This window comes from Actinomyces sp. 432 (genome assembly GCF_009930875.1).
Classification (GTDB): Bacteria; Actinomycetota; Actinomycetes; order Actinomycetales; family Actinomycetaceae; genus Actinomyces.
Genome location: NZ_CP025249.1, coordinates 2456177 through 2475845, shown reverse-complemented (window position 1 = coordinate 2475845; position 19669 = coordinate 2456177). Strand labels below are relative to the sequence as shown.

General features: G+C 69.6%; 14 protein-coding genes. 9 read left to right on the top strand and 5 right to left on the bottom strand.

Annotated elements, in window-relative coordinates:
• The first annotated feature begins 68 nt into the window (after window positions 1-68).
• From rplM to CWT12_RS10315, 4 genes are all read left to right on the top strand, one after another.
• Entirely contained in the window at window positions 69-512 is a 444-nt protein-coding gene (rplM, locus tag CWT12_RS10330) for a 50S ribosomal protein L13 (RefSeq protein ID WP_161924734.1), read from the top strand.
• Window positions 513-552: 40 nt separating this feature from the next.
• Window positions 553-1044, top strand: a complete 492-nt coding sequence (rpsI, locus tag CWT12_RS10325) for a 30S ribosomal protein S9 (protein WP_161924733.1) — start codon at window positions 553-555, stop codon at window positions 1042-1044.
• 137 nt (window positions 1045-1181) lie between these two features.
• On the top strand, window positions 1182-2540 hold the full coding sequence (gene glmM, locus CWT12_RS10320) for a phosphoglucosamine mutase (protein WP_161924732.1): 1359 nt from the start codon (window positions 1182-1184) through the stop codon (window positions 2538-2540).
• Complete coding sequence (locus CWT12_RS10315) at window positions 2537-5785, top strand: ATP-binding protein (protein ID WP_161924731.1); 3249 nt, start codon at window positions 2537-2539, stop codon at window positions 5783-5785. Before glmM ends, CWT12_RS10315 begins: the two co-directional genes overlap by 4 nt.
• 57 nt (window positions 5786-5842) lie before the next feature.
• On the opposite strand, the gene CWT12_RS10310 is transcribed toward CWT12_RS10315, so the two are convergent.
• The 4 genes from CWT12_RS10310 to CWT12_RS10295 form a co-directional block, all read right to left on the bottom strand.
• A complete protein-coding gene (locus tag CWT12_RS10310; protein WP_237564146.1) occupies window positions 5843-6670 on the bottom strand; it encodes an ABC transporter permease in 828 nt (275 codons plus the stop codon).
• Window positions 6667-7749 (bottom strand): ATP-binding cassette domain-containing protein, encoded by a 1083-nt coding sequence (locus CWT12_RS10305; protein WP_161924730.1) that lies wholly within the window; start codon window positions 7747-7749, stop codon window positions 6667-6669. Before CWT12_RS10305 ends, CWT12_RS10310 begins: the two co-directional genes overlap by 4 nt.
• A gap of 188 nt (window positions 7750-7937) precedes the next feature.
• Window positions 7938-9404, bottom strand: a complete 1467-nt coding sequence (locus tag CWT12_RS10300) for an NAD(P)(+) transhydrogenase (Re/Si-specific) subunit beta (RefSeq protein WP_161925445.1) — start codon at window positions 9402-9404, stop codon at window positions 7938-7940.
• 46 nt (window positions 9405-9450) lie between these two features.
• The gene (locus CWT12_RS10295; protein WP_161924729.1) at window positions 9451-11010 is read right to left on the bottom strand and encodes a Re/Si-specific NAD(P)(+) transhydrogenase subunit alpha; all 1560 of its coding nucleotides are present in this window, start codon (window positions 11008-11010) and stop codon (window positions 9451-9453) included.
• A gap of 512 nt (window positions 11011-11522) precedes the next feature.
• On the opposite strand from CWT12_RS10295, the gene CWT12_RS10290 reads away from it, so the two are divergent.
• The 3 genes from CWT12_RS10290 (at window position 11523) to CWT12_RS10280 (ending at window position 14640) form a co-directional block, all read left to right on the top strand.
• Window positions 11523-11909, top strand: coding sequence for a winged helix-turn-helix transcriptional regulator (locus CWT12_RS10290; protein WP_161924728.1), 387 nt, complete (start codon window positions 11523-11525; stop codon window positions 11907-11909).
• Between the two features lie 140 nt (window positions 11910-12049).
• Window positions 12050-13159 carry a hypothetical protein gene (locus CWT12_RS10285; protein ID WP_161924727.1) on the top strand — a complete coding sequence of 370 codons (1110 nt, stop codon included), beginning with the start codon at window positions 12050-12052 and terminating at the stop codon, window positions 13157-13159.
• Between the two features lie 215 nt (window positions 13160-13374).
• Complete coding sequence (locus CWT12_RS10280) at window positions 13375-14640, top strand: hypothetical protein (protein WP_161924726.1); 1266 nt, start codon at window positions 13375-13377, stop codon at window positions 14638-14640.
• Here the strand turns inward: CWT12_RS10280 and coaA are convergent.
• Window positions 14607-15629: a type I pantothenate kinase gene (gene coaA / locus CWT12_RS10275; RefSeq protein WP_161924725.1), complete on the bottom strand. Its 1023-nt coding sequence runs from the start codon at window positions 15627-15629 to the stop codon at window positions 14607-14609. The genes CWT12_RS10280 and coaA overlap by 34 nt on opposite strands.
• 186 nt (window positions 15630-15815) lie before the next feature.
• Here coaA and glmS point away from each other — a divergent pair, with 186 nt between their 5' ends.
• Window positions 15816-17747: a glutamine--fructose-6-phosphate transaminase (isomerizing) gene (gene glmS / locus CWT12_RS10270; RefSeq protein WP_161924724.1), complete on the top strand. Its 1932-nt coding sequence runs from the start codon at window positions 15816-15818 to the stop codon at window positions 17745-17747.
• Window positions 17701-19485 carry a bifunctional ADP-dependent NAD(P)H-hydrate dehydratase/NAD(P)H-hydrate epimerase gene (locus tag CWT12_RS10265; RefSeq protein WP_161924723.1) on the top strand — a complete coding sequence of 595 codons (1785 nt, stop codon included), beginning with the start codon at window positions 17701-17703 and terminating at the stop codon, window positions 19483-19485. Before glmS ends, CWT12_RS10265 begins: the two co-directional genes overlap by 47 nt.
• Window positions 19486-19669 lie beyond the last annotated feature (184 nt).

Genomic DNA, 19669 nt, shown 5'->3' with positions numbered 1-19669 from the left:
CCCGCAGGATGCCAGCGCTCGCGTTGCATCCGCGTGCCCGCCCGCCAAGAGAAACGAAGGCAACGCCCGTGCGCACGTACACACCGAAGCCAGGCGACGTTGAGAAGAACTGGTACGTCATCGATGCCAGCGACGTCGTGCTCGGCCAGCTGGCAGCCAAGGCTGCAACCCTGCTCCGTGGGAAGCACAAGCCGCAGTTCGCTCCGAACGAGGACTGCGGCGACTACGTCGTCATCATTAATGCCGACAAGGTCGTCCTCACCCGTGGTAAGGCAGACAAGAAGTTCGCCTACCGCCATTCCGGCTACCCGGGTGGCCTCACCGCCGTCTCCTACCGGGAGCTGCTGGCCAAGAACCCCGAGCGGGCCATCCAGAAGGCCGTCAAGGGCATGCTTCCCCACAACAAGCTGGGCCGCGCCCAGCTGAAGAAGCTCAGGGTGTACGCGGGCGAAGAGCACCCGCACGCCTCCCAGAACCCGCAGACCTTCGAGATCACCCAGGTCGCCCAGTAAGCGCTCCAGCGCCCGGCACCCGACAAGCAAAGGACACATCGTGGCTGAGACCACCGTCGACATCGACGCGCTGGACGAGGACAACGCCCCCGCCAGCTACACCACCGAATCCACTCCCACCGAGGGCCGCGGCCAGTCCATCACCGCGCCCGGCATGGGCCTGGGCCGCCGCAAGGAGGCCGTCGCCCGCGTCCGCCTGATTCCCGGTACCGGTCAGTGGAAGATCAACGGCCGCACCCTGGAGGACTACTTCCCCAACAAGCTGCACCAGCAGCTCGTGCGCGCCCCCTTCACCATCCTCGAGCTCGAGGGCCGCTTCGACGTGATCGCCCGCATCAACGGCGGCGGGATCTCCGGGCAGGCAGGTGCTCTGCGCCTGGGCATCGCCCGTGCCCTGAACGAGATCGACCGCGAGGCCAACCGGCCGACCCTGAAGAAGGCCGGCTTCCTCACTCGCGACGCGCGCATTGTTGAGCGCAAGAAGGCCGGTCTGCACAAGGCCCGCCGCGCCCCGCAGTACTCCAAGCGCTGATCACGGCGGCGCCGCCCAGCCGGGCCGCGCCGAACCGTATTGCGCGATTCCGGCGGTTACCTCCCATGCGGAGGTGACCGCCGGATTACATATGGGCGTGAAATGATGGGGCCGTTGTCAACCAACAGGAGGATCCCATGACACGACTCTTCGGCACCGACGGTGTCCGCGGGCTCGCTAACGAACTGCTTACCCCTGATCTCGCAGTCAGCCTCGGCCGCGCAGCAGCAAGCGTCCTGGTCGGCTCGGATGACTCCCCCCACCGGCTGGGTCGCCGCCCACGCGCTGTCGTCGGCCGCGACACCCGCGCCAGTGGTGAGTTCCTCGACCACGCCATCAGCGCCGGCCTGGCCGCCTCCGGCATGGATGTCACCCGCGTGGGCGTACTGCCCACCCCCGCCATCGCGCATCTGACCGCCAGCCAGGACGTCAGCCTGGGCGTGGTCATCTCAGCCTCCCACAACCCCTTCCCGGACAACGGAATCAAGTTCTTCGCCCGCGGCGGCTACAAGCTGGAGGATGCCGTGGAGGACCGCATTGAGGCGGCCCTGAGCGAGGACCTGCCCCGCCCCACCGGCGCCGACGTGGGCCGCGTCATCAAGGGTGAGACGGTGGCCGACCAGACCTACATCAACCACCTGGTGGACTCCGTGGCTACCGACCTGTCCGGCCTGCGCATCGTGGTGGACGCCTCCAACGGCGCCGCCAGCAGCGTCGGCCCCGCCGCGCTGCGCAACGCCGGCGCCGAGGTGATCGCCATCAACGCCTCCCCGGACGGGCTGAACATCAACGCCGACTGCGGCTCCACCCACCCCGAGCAGCTGCAGGCCTACGTGCGCAGTGTCGGGGCGGACATGGGGGTCGCCTACGACGGCGACGCCGACCGCTGCCTGGCAGTGGACGCCGAGGGCAACCTCGTGGACGGCGACCAGATCATGGGCCTGCTGGCCGTGGGCATGAAGGCCGACGGCACCCTCGGCTCCGACACGCTCGTAGTCACCGTGATGAGCAACCTCGGCCTGATCCTGGCCATGCGCGAGCACGGCATCCGCATCGTGCAGACCGGCGTGGGCGACCGCTACGTGCTGGAGAAGATGCTGCAGGGCGGCTACACCCTCGGCGGTGAGCAGTCCGGGCACGTCATCGACACCCTCCACGCCACCACCGGCGACGGCGTGCTCACCTCCCTGCGCGTGGCCGCCCGCATGAAGCGCACCGGCAAGTCCCTGGCCGAGCTGGCCAGCATCGTGCAGCGGCTGCCGCAGACGCTCGTCAATGTTCGCGGGGTCGACAAGGCCGCCGCCGGCACCAACAAGGCGGTGCAGGATGCCGTCGCCGACGCCGAGAAGCAGCTGGGGGAGACCGGCCGCGTGCTCCTGCGGCCGTCCGGCACCGAGCCGCTGGTCCGCGTCATGGTGGAGGCCGCCAGCCAGGAGGAGGCCGACCGCGTGGCCGCCGGCCTGGCCGCCGTCGTCAAGGACAACCTCGCCCTGTGACGCGGCCCGACGCCGGGGGCGGCGGCCTGCGACTGCTGGACGCCGCGCCGAGCTGGAACGGCGAGCCGCTGAGCGGGAGAGTACTCGATCTGCTCTGCGTGCTCGCCGCCCTGCCCGGTGCCCACGGCGGAGAGGAGCGGCTGGCCGAGGAATTGTGGGGCTCCACGCCGCCGTCACGTCCCCGTCAGGCGCTGCAGGTAGTTGTTTCCCGGACCCGCAGCCGACTCGGGCCCGGGGCCCTGCAACGGCGGGGTGAGGGATACGCCCTCACCCTGCCGTGCACCCAGGTGGATCACCTCGACCTGGTGCGACGACAGCGGGAGGCCGAGGCCGCGGCGTCCGCCCATCGCCCGGCCGACGTGGTCGACCTGACCGAGGCCATGGGAGAGGTGCCGGGGACGGGTATGAGTCCGCCCCACCAGCGGCTTCTGAAACAGGCGACGGATCTGAACACACGCGCCCGTCGTCTGCGCGCACTAGCCCTCGACGAGTTGGGGCGTTACTCGCAGGCCATGGAGCTGCTTACGTTCCTGGCCGAGCAGTACCCCTCGGATGAGGCGGTGCTGGGCGCTCTGATCCGAGGCGAGGCCTGGACCCGTTCGCCGGCCGCCGCGTTGGCTCGTTACGAGCGGTATCGTCGTCGTCTGCACAATGCCGGTGCCGTGCCGGGGCCGCTGCTGCGCGCTGCGCATGAGCATGCGCTGGCCGCCGAGCACCCGGTTCGCCAAGGTCTGCGGGTGCCGATCGCCTTGATCGGGCGCGACGACGACTTGCGTGAGGTGGAGGACGCGGTCGCCACCAACCGCCTAGTGACCATCACCGGGCCGGGAGGGATCGGCAAGACGAGCCTGGCGCAAGTCGTCGCCTCCCGCAGCCCGTTCCCCGTAATCAGAGTGCTCTCCATGACGGAGGTGTCTCCGCGCGGACGCGACACGATGGAGACGGACGCATTCGGGCGCGCGGCCGCCGTGGAGCGGCTCGCTCGCGGACTCCTGGCCGCCATCGGACTGCGCGCCTCGGCCGCACAGCCGCCCCGCACCGTTCTGGCGCAGGCCCTGGCGGCCCCCGGCACGTTGCTGATACTGGACGACTGTGAGCACGTGGCCGACGTGCTTGGGGACCTGCTCGGCCCGATGCTCGCCTCACTGCCGGGGCTGCACGTGGTGGTGACGTCCCGCAGTGTTCTGGAATTGTCAACCGAGTACGTGCATCGGCTGTCCCCCCTCACGGACACGGCGGCGGCTGCCCTCTTCCGCGATCGGGCTTTGGCGGCACGGCCGCACCAGAGCCTCGGCGACGGCGATCTGGCTCGCCTGTTGCCCGCCCTGGAGGGGCTTCCGCTGGCCATTGAGCTGGCGGCGGCCCGCACCCGCGTGATGTCGGTGAGACAAGTGGCGCAGCGCCTTCCCCACGATCTGAAGAGCATGACCGGTCCGCGGGATCTGCCCGAGCGTCAGCGCACCCTCAGCGCGGTCATCGAATGGTCCTGGTCGCTGCTGGATGCCCCGCAGCGTCACGCCCTGATCCGTGTGGCCCTGCTGGCCGACGGCTTCACCCTGGAGACCGCCGAGGCCGTTATCGGTCCCGGCGCCGCCGTCATGCTGGACCAACTCCTCGCCCAGTCGCTCCTGACCGCGGACGGGGACGACCCGCCGCGCTTCCACATGCTCTCCTCGGTGCGCGCACTGGTTCGTGAGCGTATCAACGGCACCTCCGATGGGATGGACGCGTACCACGCCGTGCGTCAATGGGCACTGGGCCTGGCTCGTCCCGTGCTGGCTGTCATGGGCGGAAGTCGCATGGATGAAGTCGCTCCGGCGATCGACGTCCTGCTGGCGGAGGAACGCGGAGTGGTTGCCGAGTTGGGGCGAGCATTGGGCGATGATGGTGGGCGCCCGGCTCCGGAGGACGCCCTGGTGCTCGGCGCGGCACTGCTGACCGGCTGGTCGACGAGTTGGGGCTACAGCCAGACCGCCGCCTGGGTGCCCCGCCTGCTGGGGCATGCCGTCACCGCGGCGCCGGATTCCGCCGGAAACACCGCCCGGATGCTTGTGCTTCATCGGGCGGTGGCCAACTCCTGGCTGCTGGGTCCTCTGCCGGACCGGCTCCGTGTCCGTATCCCGGCGTCATATCCGCAGGAGGATGCCCATGTCGCCGCGATTCGTCGGTTGGTCCGCACCAGACACGAGGACTGGCCCGGTTTAGTCAATGACCCGGAGCCCTGGACCGCCTGGGCGGCCGGCAGCTGTGTGGTCATGGAGCTGGAGAACCGCGGTGACGTGGTCGGTGCGCTGGAACTAAACCGCGGTCTGCGGCAACGACTGCGCGACTCAGATCTGCCGCCCGGCCGCCTGTTCGAACTTGAGACAGACGGTCTGCGGCTGCTTCTGGAGCTGGGGGATTACCACGGTGGGCTGAGAGAGTGCTCCCGCCTGCTTCAGGCGGCCGAGAGCAGTTCAATTCAGGAGGCGCTCCGCAGTGCACTGCGCCTGCAACGGGACTGCTGTCGGGTCTATCTGGCGCCGTCCCCGGAGCGGGCCGCTGCGCTACTGGCGGATGCCGAGAACATGCCGGTACCCGGGATGGCGATGTTCATCACTGGGTTCCTCGGCGGGGAGATGGAGCTTCTGCGCGGCCGCCCCCGGGAGGCCCTCGCGGCGGCGCGGACTCTGCTAGAGCGCATGGCCGGTGCTGACGTGCCCGCGGGCAGCCCGTGGGAGCTCTACGGTCTGGCCACCTGCCTGCTGATCGATGTTGAGATCGCCGTGCGCGGCGCGACGGAGCACGCGACGCGAAACAACGTGCCTCGGAACCGTGGTCCCGAGGCAACCGCGATGCTGCGGCGCGGCCTGCTGAGCCTGCGGCAGGCGCTGCAGCAGGCCGGTGCCTCCCGCTTCGATTTGCCGACTACGGCATCACTCGCCTGCGCCGTCGGCCTGTCCGCAGCGACGGCCGCCGATGGACAACGGCAAGACGCGGGCACGAACCCGTCGGTGCGCGAGGAGAGCCGCGATACGGATCACGCCCGGGCGATCGAGTTGGGGCTGGAACTGTTCTGCACGGCCCTGGCCTGCGGGCCCAATCAGACATCACGCCTGTTGTCGCGGCCGCGCCTGCTGGAGGCCGCGCGTGGTATTGACGCCGGCCGCGTCGACGAGTTCTCGCGGCGAGTCGGCTCCGCCGGTGCCGAGGCGCTCGTAGAGCGTATGACGACACTCACCGCCTCACTGATCGAGCTGCCCTGAATCCGCGGTGGTCTCCCTGCCGGCCTTCGGCCACCGGGGAGACCACCGGCGGTCGTTTCAGGAGGTGGAGCGTTGGTAGCGCTTCACCGTGATCGGCGCCGCTACGGCCACAATGATGAGGGACCCCAGCAGGGCCCGGCCGACGTCTGCGGCGGTCCCCGTCCCGGCGGCGCCGTCGAGCAGGTAGCGCAGGCCGCTGACCACATAGGAGACCGGATTGTGCTCGGCGAAGACCCTCAGCCAGTGCGGCAGGGTAGCTGTGGGCACTAGTGCGTTGGACAGATAGCACAGGGGGAACAGGACGATGATGTTGAAGGAGGTCACCGCCTGCGCCGAGTTGAACAGGGTACTCAGCATCAAGAACACCCAGGAGATCGCCCAACCGCATGCGGCGGCCGACAACACGACTCCGATCGCTCCGATCCAGCCGTTGTCCGGCCGGTAGCCGAGCGCGACGCCTGTGGCCAGCGTCAGCGCGGCGCACACGGCATACCGCAGTAGATCCGTCGCCATCGGGCCCAGAAGCGGTGCCAGGCGGGACATGGGCAGCGCACGGAAGCGGTCGAACACTCCCTTGGTCATATCCTCACGCAGATCGACGCCGACGCTCTGGGCGGTGGACAGCACGTTGACGACAACCAGTCCCGGGACCAGGATCGGCAGGTAGGAGCGGACGTCCCCGGAGATCGCACCGCCGAGCAGCTGCCCGAACATGACGGTGAACAGGATGGGCTGGATGAGGACGTCGAAGGACTCCGTCGGATTGCGCAGCATGGTCAGCGCGGATCGCCACGCCATCGCGGCGGTGTCCGGCAGCAGTCGGGACTCGCTGAAACGTCTGGGAGCAGATGCAGAGGCGTTGCCGGAAGTGCTTGCGGTGGTCACTGGTTCTCCTTGGTCTCCGGGTCCGCAGGGTGAGCGGATGCATCGGTGGGGCCTTCGGCGCCCGGGTGGTCGGTCGTGGATCGCTCCGCCACACGGGACTGCGTTAAGGTGAGGAATACGGAATCGAGGCTGGGGCGGTCGACCGAGAGCGCCGCAGGAGACAATCCCCGCTCACGCAGCGCCACAAGGACCTCCGTGGCGTCTGCGGTGTTCTCGATCGGCACGTGTATGCGCCCGCCCCGAGTGGTCGGCTCCCCGCCCGGAGACAGGACAGACATGATGACGTCGAGGGCGGGTGCTATGTCTTCGGGATCCGCGGGAGTGATCACCAGGCTCGAGGAGCCGATCCGGTCCTTGAGCTGGTCGGGACTACCTTCGGCTACCTTGCGACCGTGGTTCATGATGCCGATTCTGTCCGCCAGGCGATCGGCCTCATCCAGGTACTGAGTTGTCAGCAGGATTGTCGTGCCGCGTGCCACCAGGTCTTCGATCACCCGCCACATCTGCTCACGGTTACGCGGATCCAAACCCGTGGTGGGCTCGTCGAGGAAGAGCACAGGAGGTGCGGCGACCATGGACACGGCCAGATCGAGGCGCCGTCGCATACCCCCCGAGTACCTGCCCACGCGGCGCCCGGCGGCGTCGGTCAGGGCGAAGGCCTCGAGCAGCTCGTCGGCGCGGCGTTTGCCGGCGGTCCGGGACATCCCTGTCAAACGCGCGAACAGCCGCAGGTTTTCACGTCCGGTGAGTGTCTCGTCCACGCTCGCGTACTGTCCGGCGACACCGATTACGGAGCGCACTCGGTGCGGAGAATGAACCAGGTCGTGGCCCATGACGGCGGCGTTGCCGGAGCTCGGGCGCAGCAGCGTCGTCAGCAACTTGACGACGGTGGACTTACCAGCTCCGTTGGGGCCGAGCAGCCCGTAGACGCTGCCGACAGCGATGTCCAAATCCAGTGCGTCAACGGCGATCAAGGAGCCGAAGTCGCGGCGCAGGCCGGTGGCGTGGATCGCGGGGGAGGTCTGCGCATCCCGAGGCGGCTTAAGGACAGGAGGTTGAGTTGCTGATGCGGTGCTCATGCGTCAAGGCTGGCAGTCGCCGCTTTCACCGCGCTTTCACCCCATACTTCGGGGCCGCTGCCTTAGGACTTCTTGCCACACGTACGCGTTCCGAAGGTTTCCCCGCGCCAGGACGGCGGAGAACTTCAGAACGCGTACGTGAGAGGCGAATGCGTACGTGACAGATCCGGAGGCCCGGGCCCTACGGCTCACTCCATGGCGCGGATGACTTCCTCCACGGTCGCCTTGGCGTCGCCGAACAGCATGGCGGTGTTGTCCTTGAAGAACAGCGGGTTCTGCACGCCCGCGTAGCCGGTGGCCATGGACCGCTTGAACACCACGACCCGCTTGGCGTCCCACACCCGCAGCACCGGCATGCCGGCGATGGGGGAGCCGGGCTCCTCGGCGGCGGGGTTGACCGTGTCATTCGCGCCGATGACCAGGACGACGTCGACGTCGGAGAAGTCGTCGTTGACCTCGTCCATCTCCAGCACCAGGTCGTAGGGGACCTTCGCCTCCGCCAGCAGCACGTTCATGTGCCCGGGCAGGCGGCCGGCCACGGGGTGGATGCCGAAGGTGACGTCCACGCCCTCCCCGCGCAGCATCTCCGTGAGCGTGGACACGGGGTACTGGGCCTGCGCCACCGCCATGCCGTAGCCGGGGGTGATGACCACGCGCTTGGCGTCCTGGAGGGCACGCGCCACGGTACCCACATCGGTCTGCTGGATGGTGCCCTGCTCGCCCTCCACCGGGGCGGACACTGCGCCCTCGGTGCCGTAGCCGCCAAGCAGCACGGACACGAAGGACCGGTTCATCGCCTGGCACATCAGGTAGGACAGGTAGGCGCCGGAGGAGCCCACCAGCGCGCCGGTGATGATCAGCAGGTCGTTGTTGACCATGAAGCCGGTGAAGGCGGAGGCCCAGCCGGAGTAGGAGTTCATGATGGCCACGACCACGGGCATGTCACCGCCGCCGATGGCGATCACCAGGTGGGCGCCCAGGGCCAGGGCGATCACCGTCATAACCGCCAGGCACGCCCAGGCCGCCGGCGAGCCTGCCGGCAGCAGGATGAAGGCGACCATGAGCACGAGGCTGACGAGCAGCGCGGCGAGATTGAGCTTATTGCGGCCCGGCAGGGTGATCGGCCTGCCCGGCACCCGTCCGGCCAGCTTGAGTGCTGCCAGCACCGACCCGGTGAAGGTCACTGCGCCCACGAACACGCCCAGGAACACTTCGCCCAGGTGGAATCCCCCCAGCAACTCCGACATCGCATCGGGGGAGGCGTAGGAGCTGTAGCCCACGAGCACGGCGGCCAGACCCACTAGCCCGTTGAGGACTGCGATCAGCTGCGGCATGCCGGTCATGGCGACCCGCCCGGCCAGCAGCATGCCGATTACGGCGCCGATACCCAGGGCCAGGGCTATCAGGATCGCCGTCGTGACCACCCCTTGACCGGGGGCGGAGGTGAGTGCCAGGCCGATGGCGGCCGCAATGGCGATCCCCATGCCGACGGCGCCGGCAACATTTCCGGCCACCGCCGTCTCGTGGCGGGACAGCCCGGCGGCGGCCGCGATGAACAGCACCGCCGCGGCAACGTAGGCCAGGGCCACCGGCGAGGGCAGGGTCAGGCCGACGGCGTCGGCGGAGGCCGCAGGGGGCACGGCCGGCGCGACCATTGACGTGAATGCGGGCAGGGAGGAAACAGCTGCGCAAGACATGCCCTCACTCCTTCCTGAACATGGCGAGCATGCGGTTGGTGACCGCGAAGCCGCCGAAGACGTTGATGGACGCGAGCAGGATCGCAACGAAGGCGACCGCGCTGATCGCCGGGTTGGCGTTGCCGACCTGCGCGATGGCGCCGAGCAGGATGATGCCGGAGATCGCGTTCGTCACCGACATCAGTGGCGTGTGCAGCGCGGGGGTCACGTTGGAGATAACGTGGAAGCCCAGGATGATCGCCAGGGCCAGCACGATGTAGTGACTGGTCGCCGCGGCGGGGGTGATCAGCACGAGTACGGCGGCAGCGACGGCGGCCAGCGCGAGCCCTATCGTCATGCGTCGGCGCGAGCGGGCCCGGGCGGCGGCCTCGGCCTCGGCGTCGGCCTGCGCATCGGCGACGGAACGTTCCGGGGCCGGGGCGGCCGGCGGCTTGGGGGCGGCCGAGACCGCCACGGGCGGCGGCGGCCACAGCAGCTCGCCGGCCTGGCACACGGTGATCGCCCGCACCACCTGGTCGTCCAGGTCCAGCGCGAGGTCGCCGTCCTTGGCGGGCGTGACCAGCGTGAGCAGGTTGAGAATGTTGCGGCCGTACAGCTGGGATGCCTGGGCGGGCAGGCGCTCGGCCAAGTCGGTGTAGCCGATGATCGTCACTCCGCCGGGGGTGGTGACGACTTCCCCGGGCACGGTCAACTCGGTGTTGCCGCCATTCGCCGCCGCCATGTCCACGATCACCGAGCCGGGGCGCATGGCCTCCACGGCGGCCCGGTCCAGCAGCAGCGGGGCGCGGCGGCCGGGGATGTTCGCCGTCGTGATCACGATGTCCGCGGCGGCCGACTGCTCGGCATACAGGGCGTTCGCCAGGGCCGCCTGGTCGGTGGTCATCTCCTTGGCGTAGCCGTCGGCGGACACCTCCTGGGCGGTGGGCACGGGCACGAACTCGGCCCCCACCGACTTGACCTGGTCGGCGACCTCCGGGCGCACGTCGGTGCCCTTGACGACGGCGCCCAGGGAGTAGGCGGTGCCGATGGCGGCCAGTCCGGCCACGCCCGCGCCGATCACATACACGGAGGCGGGCGGGAACTTGCCGGCGGCGGTCACCTGGCCGTTGAGCAGACGGCCGAAGTGCGCGGCGGCCTCAATGACGGCCCGGTAGCCGGCCAGGTTCGCCTGGGAGGAGAGCACATCCATGGACTGTGCCCGGGAGATGCGCGGCACGGTGTCGATCGCCAGGGCGGTGAGGGAATGGTCCTGCAGCGCCTGGACGAGCTCGGGATGGCGGGCGGGGTCGAGCCGGCCGATGAGGGTGGCGCCCGGGTGCATCAGGTCCAGCTCGGTGGCGTCGGGCGCGTAGGCGGTGACGACGACGTTGCAGCCCCAGGTTTCGGCCCGATCTGCGAGCTGGGCGCCGGCTGCCTCATAGGCGGCGTCGGGGAAGCGGGCCGGCTCTCCGGCTCCGCGCTGGACGACGACGTCGTAGCCCAGGCGGATCAGCCGCTCGACGGTCTGCGGCGTGGCCGCGGTCATGGAGCGGTCCGGAGGCTGGCAGGGGATTCCAAGACGCATAGAAGCTCCTTTCAGCGGGCGCGCCCGACGCCTCGGCGCGCTGGAGCGCGTTATAGGGAGGGCGGGCACACGGGGGTGACTCGCGTAACAGTAGAACGCCTAGCGGTGGCTGTCACGCGGCGTCTCACCGCCGCGGCCCTTGGAGCGGTGCGAGGTGGTGGCGGGCGAGTCGTCCGCGTCGGCGGGGGATGTGGCTCTACTCACTTATGAACTCTCTTACGGGAAGTGGGTTACCGCGAGAGGGTAATACCTGTCGGCACCACAGAACGCAGTATGGAGAACATCGTGGCTGCTGCATCCCTCCCGTCCGTTACCGTCTTCGGAGCCGGTGCCATCGGCTCCGCCGTCATCAAGTGAACCCGTCCGCCGGGCAACCCACCAACCGTGTGACGCGTGCGCCCGCCGCCCCCACTCGGGGCGGCGGGCGCAGCCCTGTACGCTGTGCCCTCGTCAGGGATCGGCGGAGCCCCATGGGTCGGGTGCCGACGGCAAGGCGAAGGGAGGGACCGCGCATGAGTGCGGCAGGTGAGGGCGAGCACGCCTACAACCCCTACAGTCGGTCCTGCCCCTCGCGACGCCTGTTGCGGGAGCTCGGTGAGCTGTGGAGTGTGCTGGTCATTGGCGCCCTGTACGAGGGGCCGCTGCGCTTCACCGAGATCTCCCGGCGGGTGGACGGTATCTCCACCAAGATGCTCACCCAGACGTTGCGCACCCTGGAACGTGACGGCCTGGTCAGGCGCGAGTACTACACCGAGACGCCGCCGCGGGTCACCTACGAGTTGACCGCACTGGGGCGGGACCTCGCCGACGTCATGGATGCCGTGGAGAACTGGGCCGTTGGGCACATGGACGACGTGCTCGCCGCCCGCGAGGCCTACGACGCCGAACGCGCGGACTAGCCGTGTTCCGCAGGTCCCGGCCGGCTCTCAACCAGTACGACGCCGGCACCTCCACTGCGTCACGAGCGGTGCCACGGCCCGAGCGCATCGTGGCGCGTCCTAACCGCAGGGCTCGCATCAGAGGCGGTCTGATCGTCTTCATGGGGCTGCTGCCGATCGCCGCCGGCATCGCGCTGTTGGCGATCGGTGAGATCGAGGGCGGCCTGCTCCTGACTGCCATCGGGGCGCTGGTGGTTTTCCTCGGCACGGCGCCCTGGCGGGAGTACACGATTTTCGACGCCGACGGTATTCACTCCCACACCACGCTGCGTGACATCGACGCACCCTGGCCCGACTCGCGTGCGGCCTTCGTCGTACGTCAGGCGTACGGGAAATACTTCAATACGGCGTATGTCGTTGCGCCCTCGCCTGTGGGCAGCTTCAAGCTGGGAGCGCCACGAGTGGTCGGCGGCTTCGTCGGCAGCATCAGGGCTCAAGCGGAGGCGGAGGTCGACGAGATCTGGGCCTGGGCGGTTGACCGCGGCTACGTACGTGGCGCCGCGCGGCATCGGGTTCATAAGCGACGCAATAAGCGCGGGGAGGGTGTGCCCGGGCATCCGGTGAACAGCCGTGGGGACGTTCCCGTCGCGGAGGCCTCCGGCGACGTGGCGTTGCGATGGCAGGAACCTCTGGTGTTCTCCGCTTGGTCCGGGCAGCGCTGGGAGATCATCGGGCACATTCTCGGCACCCTCGCGCTCGGTGGCGGCGGTGTGGGCTACGCCTTCTACGCGCTCAGCCGGAGTGGCATTGACTTCGTGGCCGGCAAGCTGGGCTTCGCGATTGGGCTACTCATGTTGATTGTCGCGGTGCGGACATTGCCAGACCTCCTTGAAACCGCCCGTGCCCGCCTGACCGTGTATGCGGAGGGCATGGATTATTTCAGCGGCAGGCACTCCTTCTGGATCGACTGGCCCACTTCGTGCTCGTCCATCTTCGTTGCGGAGACCGAGGAGTACCGCAGGACCGTGGTGGAGGTGAGAATCCTCGCCGTCGCGGGACTGTCGGTGGCGGTTCCCGGACTGCGGTGGGTGGGAGGCGGCGACCGCGCGCTTCTGGCCGCGGCGGCGGCAGCCGATTCTATTTGGGAAATGGGCGCTGCCTCCGGTTTCGCGGTGGACGATGGCGGTTACCAGCCGACCGCCGACCCGGAGTTCGAACGCCGACGCGTCGCCGTCGCGCGCCGGATCGAGTACCTCTCTGCCCAGGGATGAACCATGCCTTCGGAGTTCCGGCTTGAGACGAGCCGTGCGAGGTTACGTGCGGCGGTGGCTGTGAGATGGGCCTCCTGCTAATGCGCGAGACGGTGCGGCGGCTCTGCTAGGCTGAAAATAACGGTATGGATACGGTAGTGGTGCGTGCTACTGCTGGTCCGGAACCGATCTGGGGCATTCTGGGCCCCGCTCGCGAGCTGCTTGAAGGACTTGACATGCCTGCTTCCGTTCACGGCGACCTGCCCTATTCTCGCGGTAACGTCCCCACACCCGGAACGAGTGCGTCGGCGCAGCCCCGGGAGTCGCTGGTGCGCCGACCGGCTGCCTCCAGGATGCTGGCCGGCTTCGTCTTCCTGTTTGCCGGTCTTATGCTGCTGTACGTCGGCTACATGCTGCATGTCCTCGATCCCGCGTTGCTGGTGGCCGTACCCCTATGCGTGGTTGGGGCACTAGGGCTGTTCCTCGGTATTGCGATGCTGCGACGCCGCACTGTTTTCGATGCCCGCGGCATCCACTCCCGCGGCCTGCTGCGTACGGTGCACCTGTCCTGGCCCGACTCCCGTGCCGGATTCATCGTCGTCCTGGCTGCTGGCGAGCGGGGCTCGGTGCCCGTGGTCGAGGTAGGAACGGCAGGCCGCAGGATCAGACTGTCCGCCCCGCGTATGTCATCCCAGACGCGACTCGAGGCCGAGGTCGATGCGATCTGGGCCTGGGCGCTGGCCCGCGGCTACGCCCGCGAGACGATGCCCGCCCTGCAAGGCCCAGGTCCCCATATCGCGCAGGCCGCACCCCCACCGGTAACGGCGCCGCGCGCCTTGCCCGTCGACCAGACACTGCTCGCCCGCGAGCCCCTAATCCTCAAAGACAAGCCGAACTGGCACGGTCTCATCCCCAACATCGTCATCCTCGTGTTCCTCTGCATCCTGGCGCTGCCGGCCGTGCTCGGCCCGGAGCGGACGCCGCAGGCCTTTGCCGGAGTATTCCGGGAGGACGGGACGCTGCGCCTTTCCAGCGGTTTCTGGATACTGCTGGTCGCACCCGCGGGCGGTCTCGTGGTCAGCGTGCACCGGATTGTTCGGGAACGCACGATCCTCTCGCGGGAAGGTCTGGCGCTGGTGGGATGGCTAACCCGTCGAGTGGCGTGGCCGCCGTCGAGCTCGTACTTCTTCGTACGAAGCCGGCGCTACTTCGGGCACGCCGAGGCCTCCGCGTGGCTGCTCGACCCTGCCGGATTAGCGCTGCGTATGCCCGGCACGGCGCGTTTCTCTAAGGATGAGGATCAGGCCCTGCTGGCCGCTGCGGCCGCGGCACAAACCATCTGGGAGTGGGGAGTCTCCCGCGCAGTCGCCCACGACGACGGCACCTACTATCCGGTCCCCGACGATGTGATCGAACAGGAGCGCCGCGCCAATGGTCGAAGAATCGCCTACCTCACCTCCCGCGGAACTCAGGCCTTGCGCAGCAGCACCCGGCTCATGTGATGGTCGGCGTCCTTGCGCAGCACCAGGGTCGCCCGCCCCCGGGTGGGGGCAATGTTCTCCCGCAGGTTCACCAGGTTGATGCTCTCCCATACCTCGTTCGCCGCCGCCAGCGCGATGTCGTCCGGGATGGCCGCATAGCGCCGGAAGTAGGAGTTGGGGTCCTTGAAGGCAGTGTGCTTGAGCGTGAGGAAGCGGTCCAGGTACCAGCGGCGGATGTCCTCCGGGTCGGCATCCACATAGATGGAGAAGTCGATGAAATCACTCACCGCCAGCGCCGAGTCCACCGGACGGTCGGCGCCACCGTGGGTGTGACGTACCCGCGGGGCGGGCTGCAGCACGTTCAGCCCCTCCAGCACCACCACATCCGGCTGCTCAATCACGAGCTTCCTGCCCGGCACGATGTCGTAGACGGTGTGCGAGTACACCGGCGCCTCCACCCGGGGCGCCCCGGACTTCACTGCGGTGACGAAGTCCAGCAGGGCCTTCTGGTCGTAGGACTCCGGGAAGCCCTTGCGGGCGGTCAGGCCGCGTGCCTCCAGCACGGCGTTGGGTAGCAGGAAGCCGTCGGTGGTCACCAGGTCCACGCGCGGGGTGTCCGGGAAGCGGGCCAGCAGGTGGGCCAGCAGCCGCGCCGTTGTCGACTTACCGACCGCAACCGAGCCTGCCACCGCGACGACGAACGGCGTCGGCCGCTCATCCACCCCCAGGAAGTCCGCGGTGCGGCGGGCGCGCTCGCGGGCGGTGGCGATGAAGTGCTCCAGCAGCGCCGTCAGCGGCCGGTAGACGACGTCGACCTCAGGCAGGTCGATTGGATCACCTAGGCCGCGCAGCTTCTCGACATCCGCCTGGGTCAGCGGCAGCGGCGCGGAGGAGGCGAGCGCACGCCACTGGTCGCGGTGCAGCTCGATATACGGCGAGGGCGCGGTCCCGGACCGGGACGCCAATGCCGCAGGGGAGACGGGGATGTTCACCGCACCAGTGTGACGCATTGTCACTGCATTGGCACGTGCGGACGCCTCCGAGACCCTGTGAGGGTGCACCTCTCAACTGGATTCTCAGCCGGAGCTCCAGTCCGTGACCCAGCCGGCGCCTCACTGCTGTAGCCGAACTGCGTCCCGGTCCGCGTATGCCGCGCACGTTGATCTGGGAGGCAGGTTGGTGGTTCTATCTGGCTCATGTGTGGAATCGTCGGCCATGTAGGCCCCCTGAACTCAATCAACCCCGCAGGCGCCCCCGGAAGCGGCCGCTCCCTGGAGGTCCTGCTGGACGGACTGTCCCGCCTGGAGTACCGCGGGTACGACTCCGCCGGCATCGCCCTGGTACGCCCTGACGACGGCGAGCGGCTCACCGTCGTCAAGGCCGCCGGCAAGCTGGACAACCTGCGCGCCGCCCTGGACGAGGCCGGCCCGGCCCCGGCCACCGCCGGCATCGGCCACACCCGCTGGGCCACCCACGGCGGCCCCACCACCGAAAACGCCCACCCGCACCGCGCCGGCACCCTCGCGGTGGTCCACAACGGCATTATTGAGAACTTCCGCGCCCTGCGCGCCGAGGTTGAGGAGGCGGGCCGTACCCTGCTCTCCGCCACTGACACCGAGGTGGTCGCGCACCTGCTCGACCTCGACTTCAGCGCCCGGCTCGCCGCGGGTGAGGCCGGCACCGTGGGCCCGGACGCGGCCGCCGCGTTGTTGGTGGAGTCCATGCGTGCCGTCACCGACCGCCTGGAGGGCACCTTCGCGCTGCTGGCCGTCACCGAGCTCGCCCCCGGCGCGATAATCGCCGCCCGCCGCTCCAGCCCGCTGGTGATCGGCCTGGGGGAGGGGGAGAACTTCCTCGGCTCTGACGTGGCCGCCTTCGTCGCCTTCACCACCCACGCCGCCGAGGTCGACGACGACCAGGTCCTGTTGCTGACCGCCGACGCCGTCACCGTGTGGGATGCCGCCGGCAACGTCGTCACCCCGAACACCTGGGAGGTCTCCTGGGACGCCTCCGCGGCCGTCAAGGGCGGGTACGAGACCTTCATGGACAAGGAGATCCATGACCAGCCCACCGCCGTCGCCGACACCCTGCTCGGGCGCGTCAACGACCGCGGCGAGCTGGTGCTGGATGAGATGCGCATCGACCCAGCTGTGCTGCGCAGCATCGACAAGATCATCGTGGTCGCCTGCGGTACGGCCGCCTATGCCGGGCACGTGGCCAAGTACGCGATCGAGCACTGGTGCCGCATCCCGGTGGAGATTGAGCTCGCTCACGAGTTCCGCTACCGCGACCCCATTGTCTCCGAGAAGACCCTGACCGTGGCCATCTCCCAGTCCGGGGAGACCATGGACACCATTCACGCGGTCCGCCACGCCCGCGAGCAGGGCAGTCGGGCGCTGGCGATCGTCAACACCTATGGCTCCACGATCGCCCGCGAGGCCGACGCCGTCCTGTACACGCACGCCGGCCCGGAGGTGGCCGTGGCCTCCACTAAGGCCTTCCTCGCCCAGATCACCGCCTGCTACCTGCTGGGCCTGTACCTGGCGCAGCTGCGCGGCAACAAGTGGCCCGACGAGGTCGCCGACTACCTGGAGAACCTTGGCAAGATGCCCGCGAAGATCGAGCGCCTGCTTGCCGAGCAGGAGGACATGGTGCGCGAGCTGGGGGAGCAGCTCGCCGACCAGACCTCCTTCCTGTTCCTGGGACGCCACGTGGGCTACCCGGTCGCCCTGGAGGGCGCGCTGAAGCTGAAGGAGGTCGCCTACGTGCACGCCGAGGGCTTCGCCGCCGGCGAGCTCAAGCACGGTCCCATCGCCCTGGTGGAGGAGGGACTACCGGTGTTCGTCATCGTGCCGACCCCGCGCCGCCCCGTCCTGCATGACAAGGTCATCTCCAACATTCAGGAGGTGCGTGCCCGCGGCGCCCGCACCATCGTCATCGCGGAGGAGGGCGATGAGGCGGTCACGCCCTTCGCCGACACGGTGATTCGCATCCCGGCCGCCCCGACCCTGATGTGGCCGCTGCTGACGGTGGTGCCGCTGCAGATCTTCGCTGCTGCCCTGGCCAAGGCCAGGGGCCTGGATGTGGACCAGCCCCGCAACCTGGCCAAGTCCGTCACCGTGGAGTAAGCCGGCTCGCCGGGGTCATGATGGGGCAGTGAACACCGCACCGCGCCCACCCTCCCCCGACAGCACTTCGGTCGCCGCCGTGGCGTATCCCGCCCGTGCCGTCGCCGGAGCCGAGGCGCCGCTGACCGCGGGTACCGACCGCTACATGCATGCCGCGGCCGGCGCGCTGGCTCGGGCAGCGGTGGAGGAGATCCGGGCTGCGCGCGGCGCCGTGCCTGGCACGCGTGTGCTGCTGCTCGTGGGTGGTGGCCACAACGGCGGTGACGCCCTGATCGCCGGCGCCCTGCTGGCGCGTCGCGGTTGCGCCGTCACCGCCGCCCCCGCCGCCGAGATATCCCGGCTGCACGTCACGGCCCTGGCGGCCGCCCGCGCCGCAGGTGTGCGTCTCGCCGCCGACCCGCGGGCCGCGGCCCGAGCGGCTGCCGGGGGAGCGGCCGGTGCCGACCTGGTGATCGACGGCCTCACCGGCATTGGTGCCACGGGGCCGTTGCGCCCGGCCGCGGCCGGGCTCATTGCCCCGCTGCGCGCTGCCGGGGAGCCGGGGGAGCGGCCCTTCCGGGTGCTGGCCGTGGACCTGCCCTCCGGTGTAGGCGTGGACGACGGCACCCTGCCCGGGCCCGTGCTGGCCGCCGACCGCACCATCACCTTCACCTGCTTCAAGGCGGCCCACCTGCTACCGCCGGCCGCATCCCTGTGCGGGCGCGTTGAGGTCGCCGACCTGGGGCTGCCGGTGCCGGATGCTGCGGTGTTGGCGCGTCGGCCCGCGGATGCGGAACTGGGCCGCCTGCTGCGCGTGCCCGGGGACCAGGACCACAAGTACACCCGGGGCGTGGTCGGGCTGTGGGCCGGCAGCCAGACCTACCCGGGGGCCGCGGTGCTGGCCGCGTCGGCTGCGGTGCGCACGGGCGCCGGCATGGTGCGGCTGGCGGCGCCGGCGCGGGTGGTCGACCTGGTGCTCGCCCGCCGGCCCGAGGTCGTGCCCGCCGACGGACGCTGCCAGGCACTGGTGATCGGCCCCGGCACCGACCCCGCCGATGCCCCGCGTGCCGCCGAACTCGACGCGGCGCTGGGACGGGTACTCGGTGAGGCCGGAGAGCCGGTCGATGCGGTGATTGATGCCGGGGCGCTGCCCCTGCTCGCCGCCCGAGTCGCCTCCGGCGGCCGCTGCTCGCCGCGGCACGTGCTCACCCCACACGCCGGGGAGGCCGCCGCCCTGCTCGGCGAGCTGGGTGAGCGGGCCTCGCGGGATGCGGTCGAGGCGGCCCCGGCCGCGGCGGCGCGGCGCCTGGTGGAGCTGACCGGAGCCACCGTGCTGCTGAAGACGACTCCGACGCTGATCGCATCCCCGGGCGGGACGCTGCTGTCGGTCCACTCCGGTCCGGGCTGGCTCGCGACCGCCGGCAGCGGGGACGTACTGGCCGGGATCATCGGTGCTCTGCTGGCGGCCGGCCGGGCCGATGCCGATAACGACGTGGCCCGGGGCGGCGGGGGTGCGGGTGCCGCCCCGGCCAGCTGCGCCGCCCTGGGGGTGCGGCTGCATGCGCTCGCGGCGATGCGGGCGGCGGGCCTGGTTGACACCGACCGCGCAGCGCATGAGCGTGCAGTTTCCGCCGGGGCCGGCCGGCTGTTTGCGCGCTCGGGCCATCCACTTGCCGCGCTGGACCTGACCGAGGCGCTTCCGGCCGCCTGGGAACAACTCTGGAGCGCCGACCAGAGACCAGAACAAGCCACCGCATGAGTTCTCGGGCCTCGACCGGGGGCCGACTGCGGGCATCAGCGGAAAAGTGTCCATTTTTCGCCACTTTGGCCCTGCTGCCGCCATCCGTCCGCCGGGACGGCTCGGACCTTTCGCTGTTATGGGGCCGTTTACCACTCGGGCGTCAAGTGGGTCCGTAGCTGAAAGTGGCGTTAGTTGGACACTT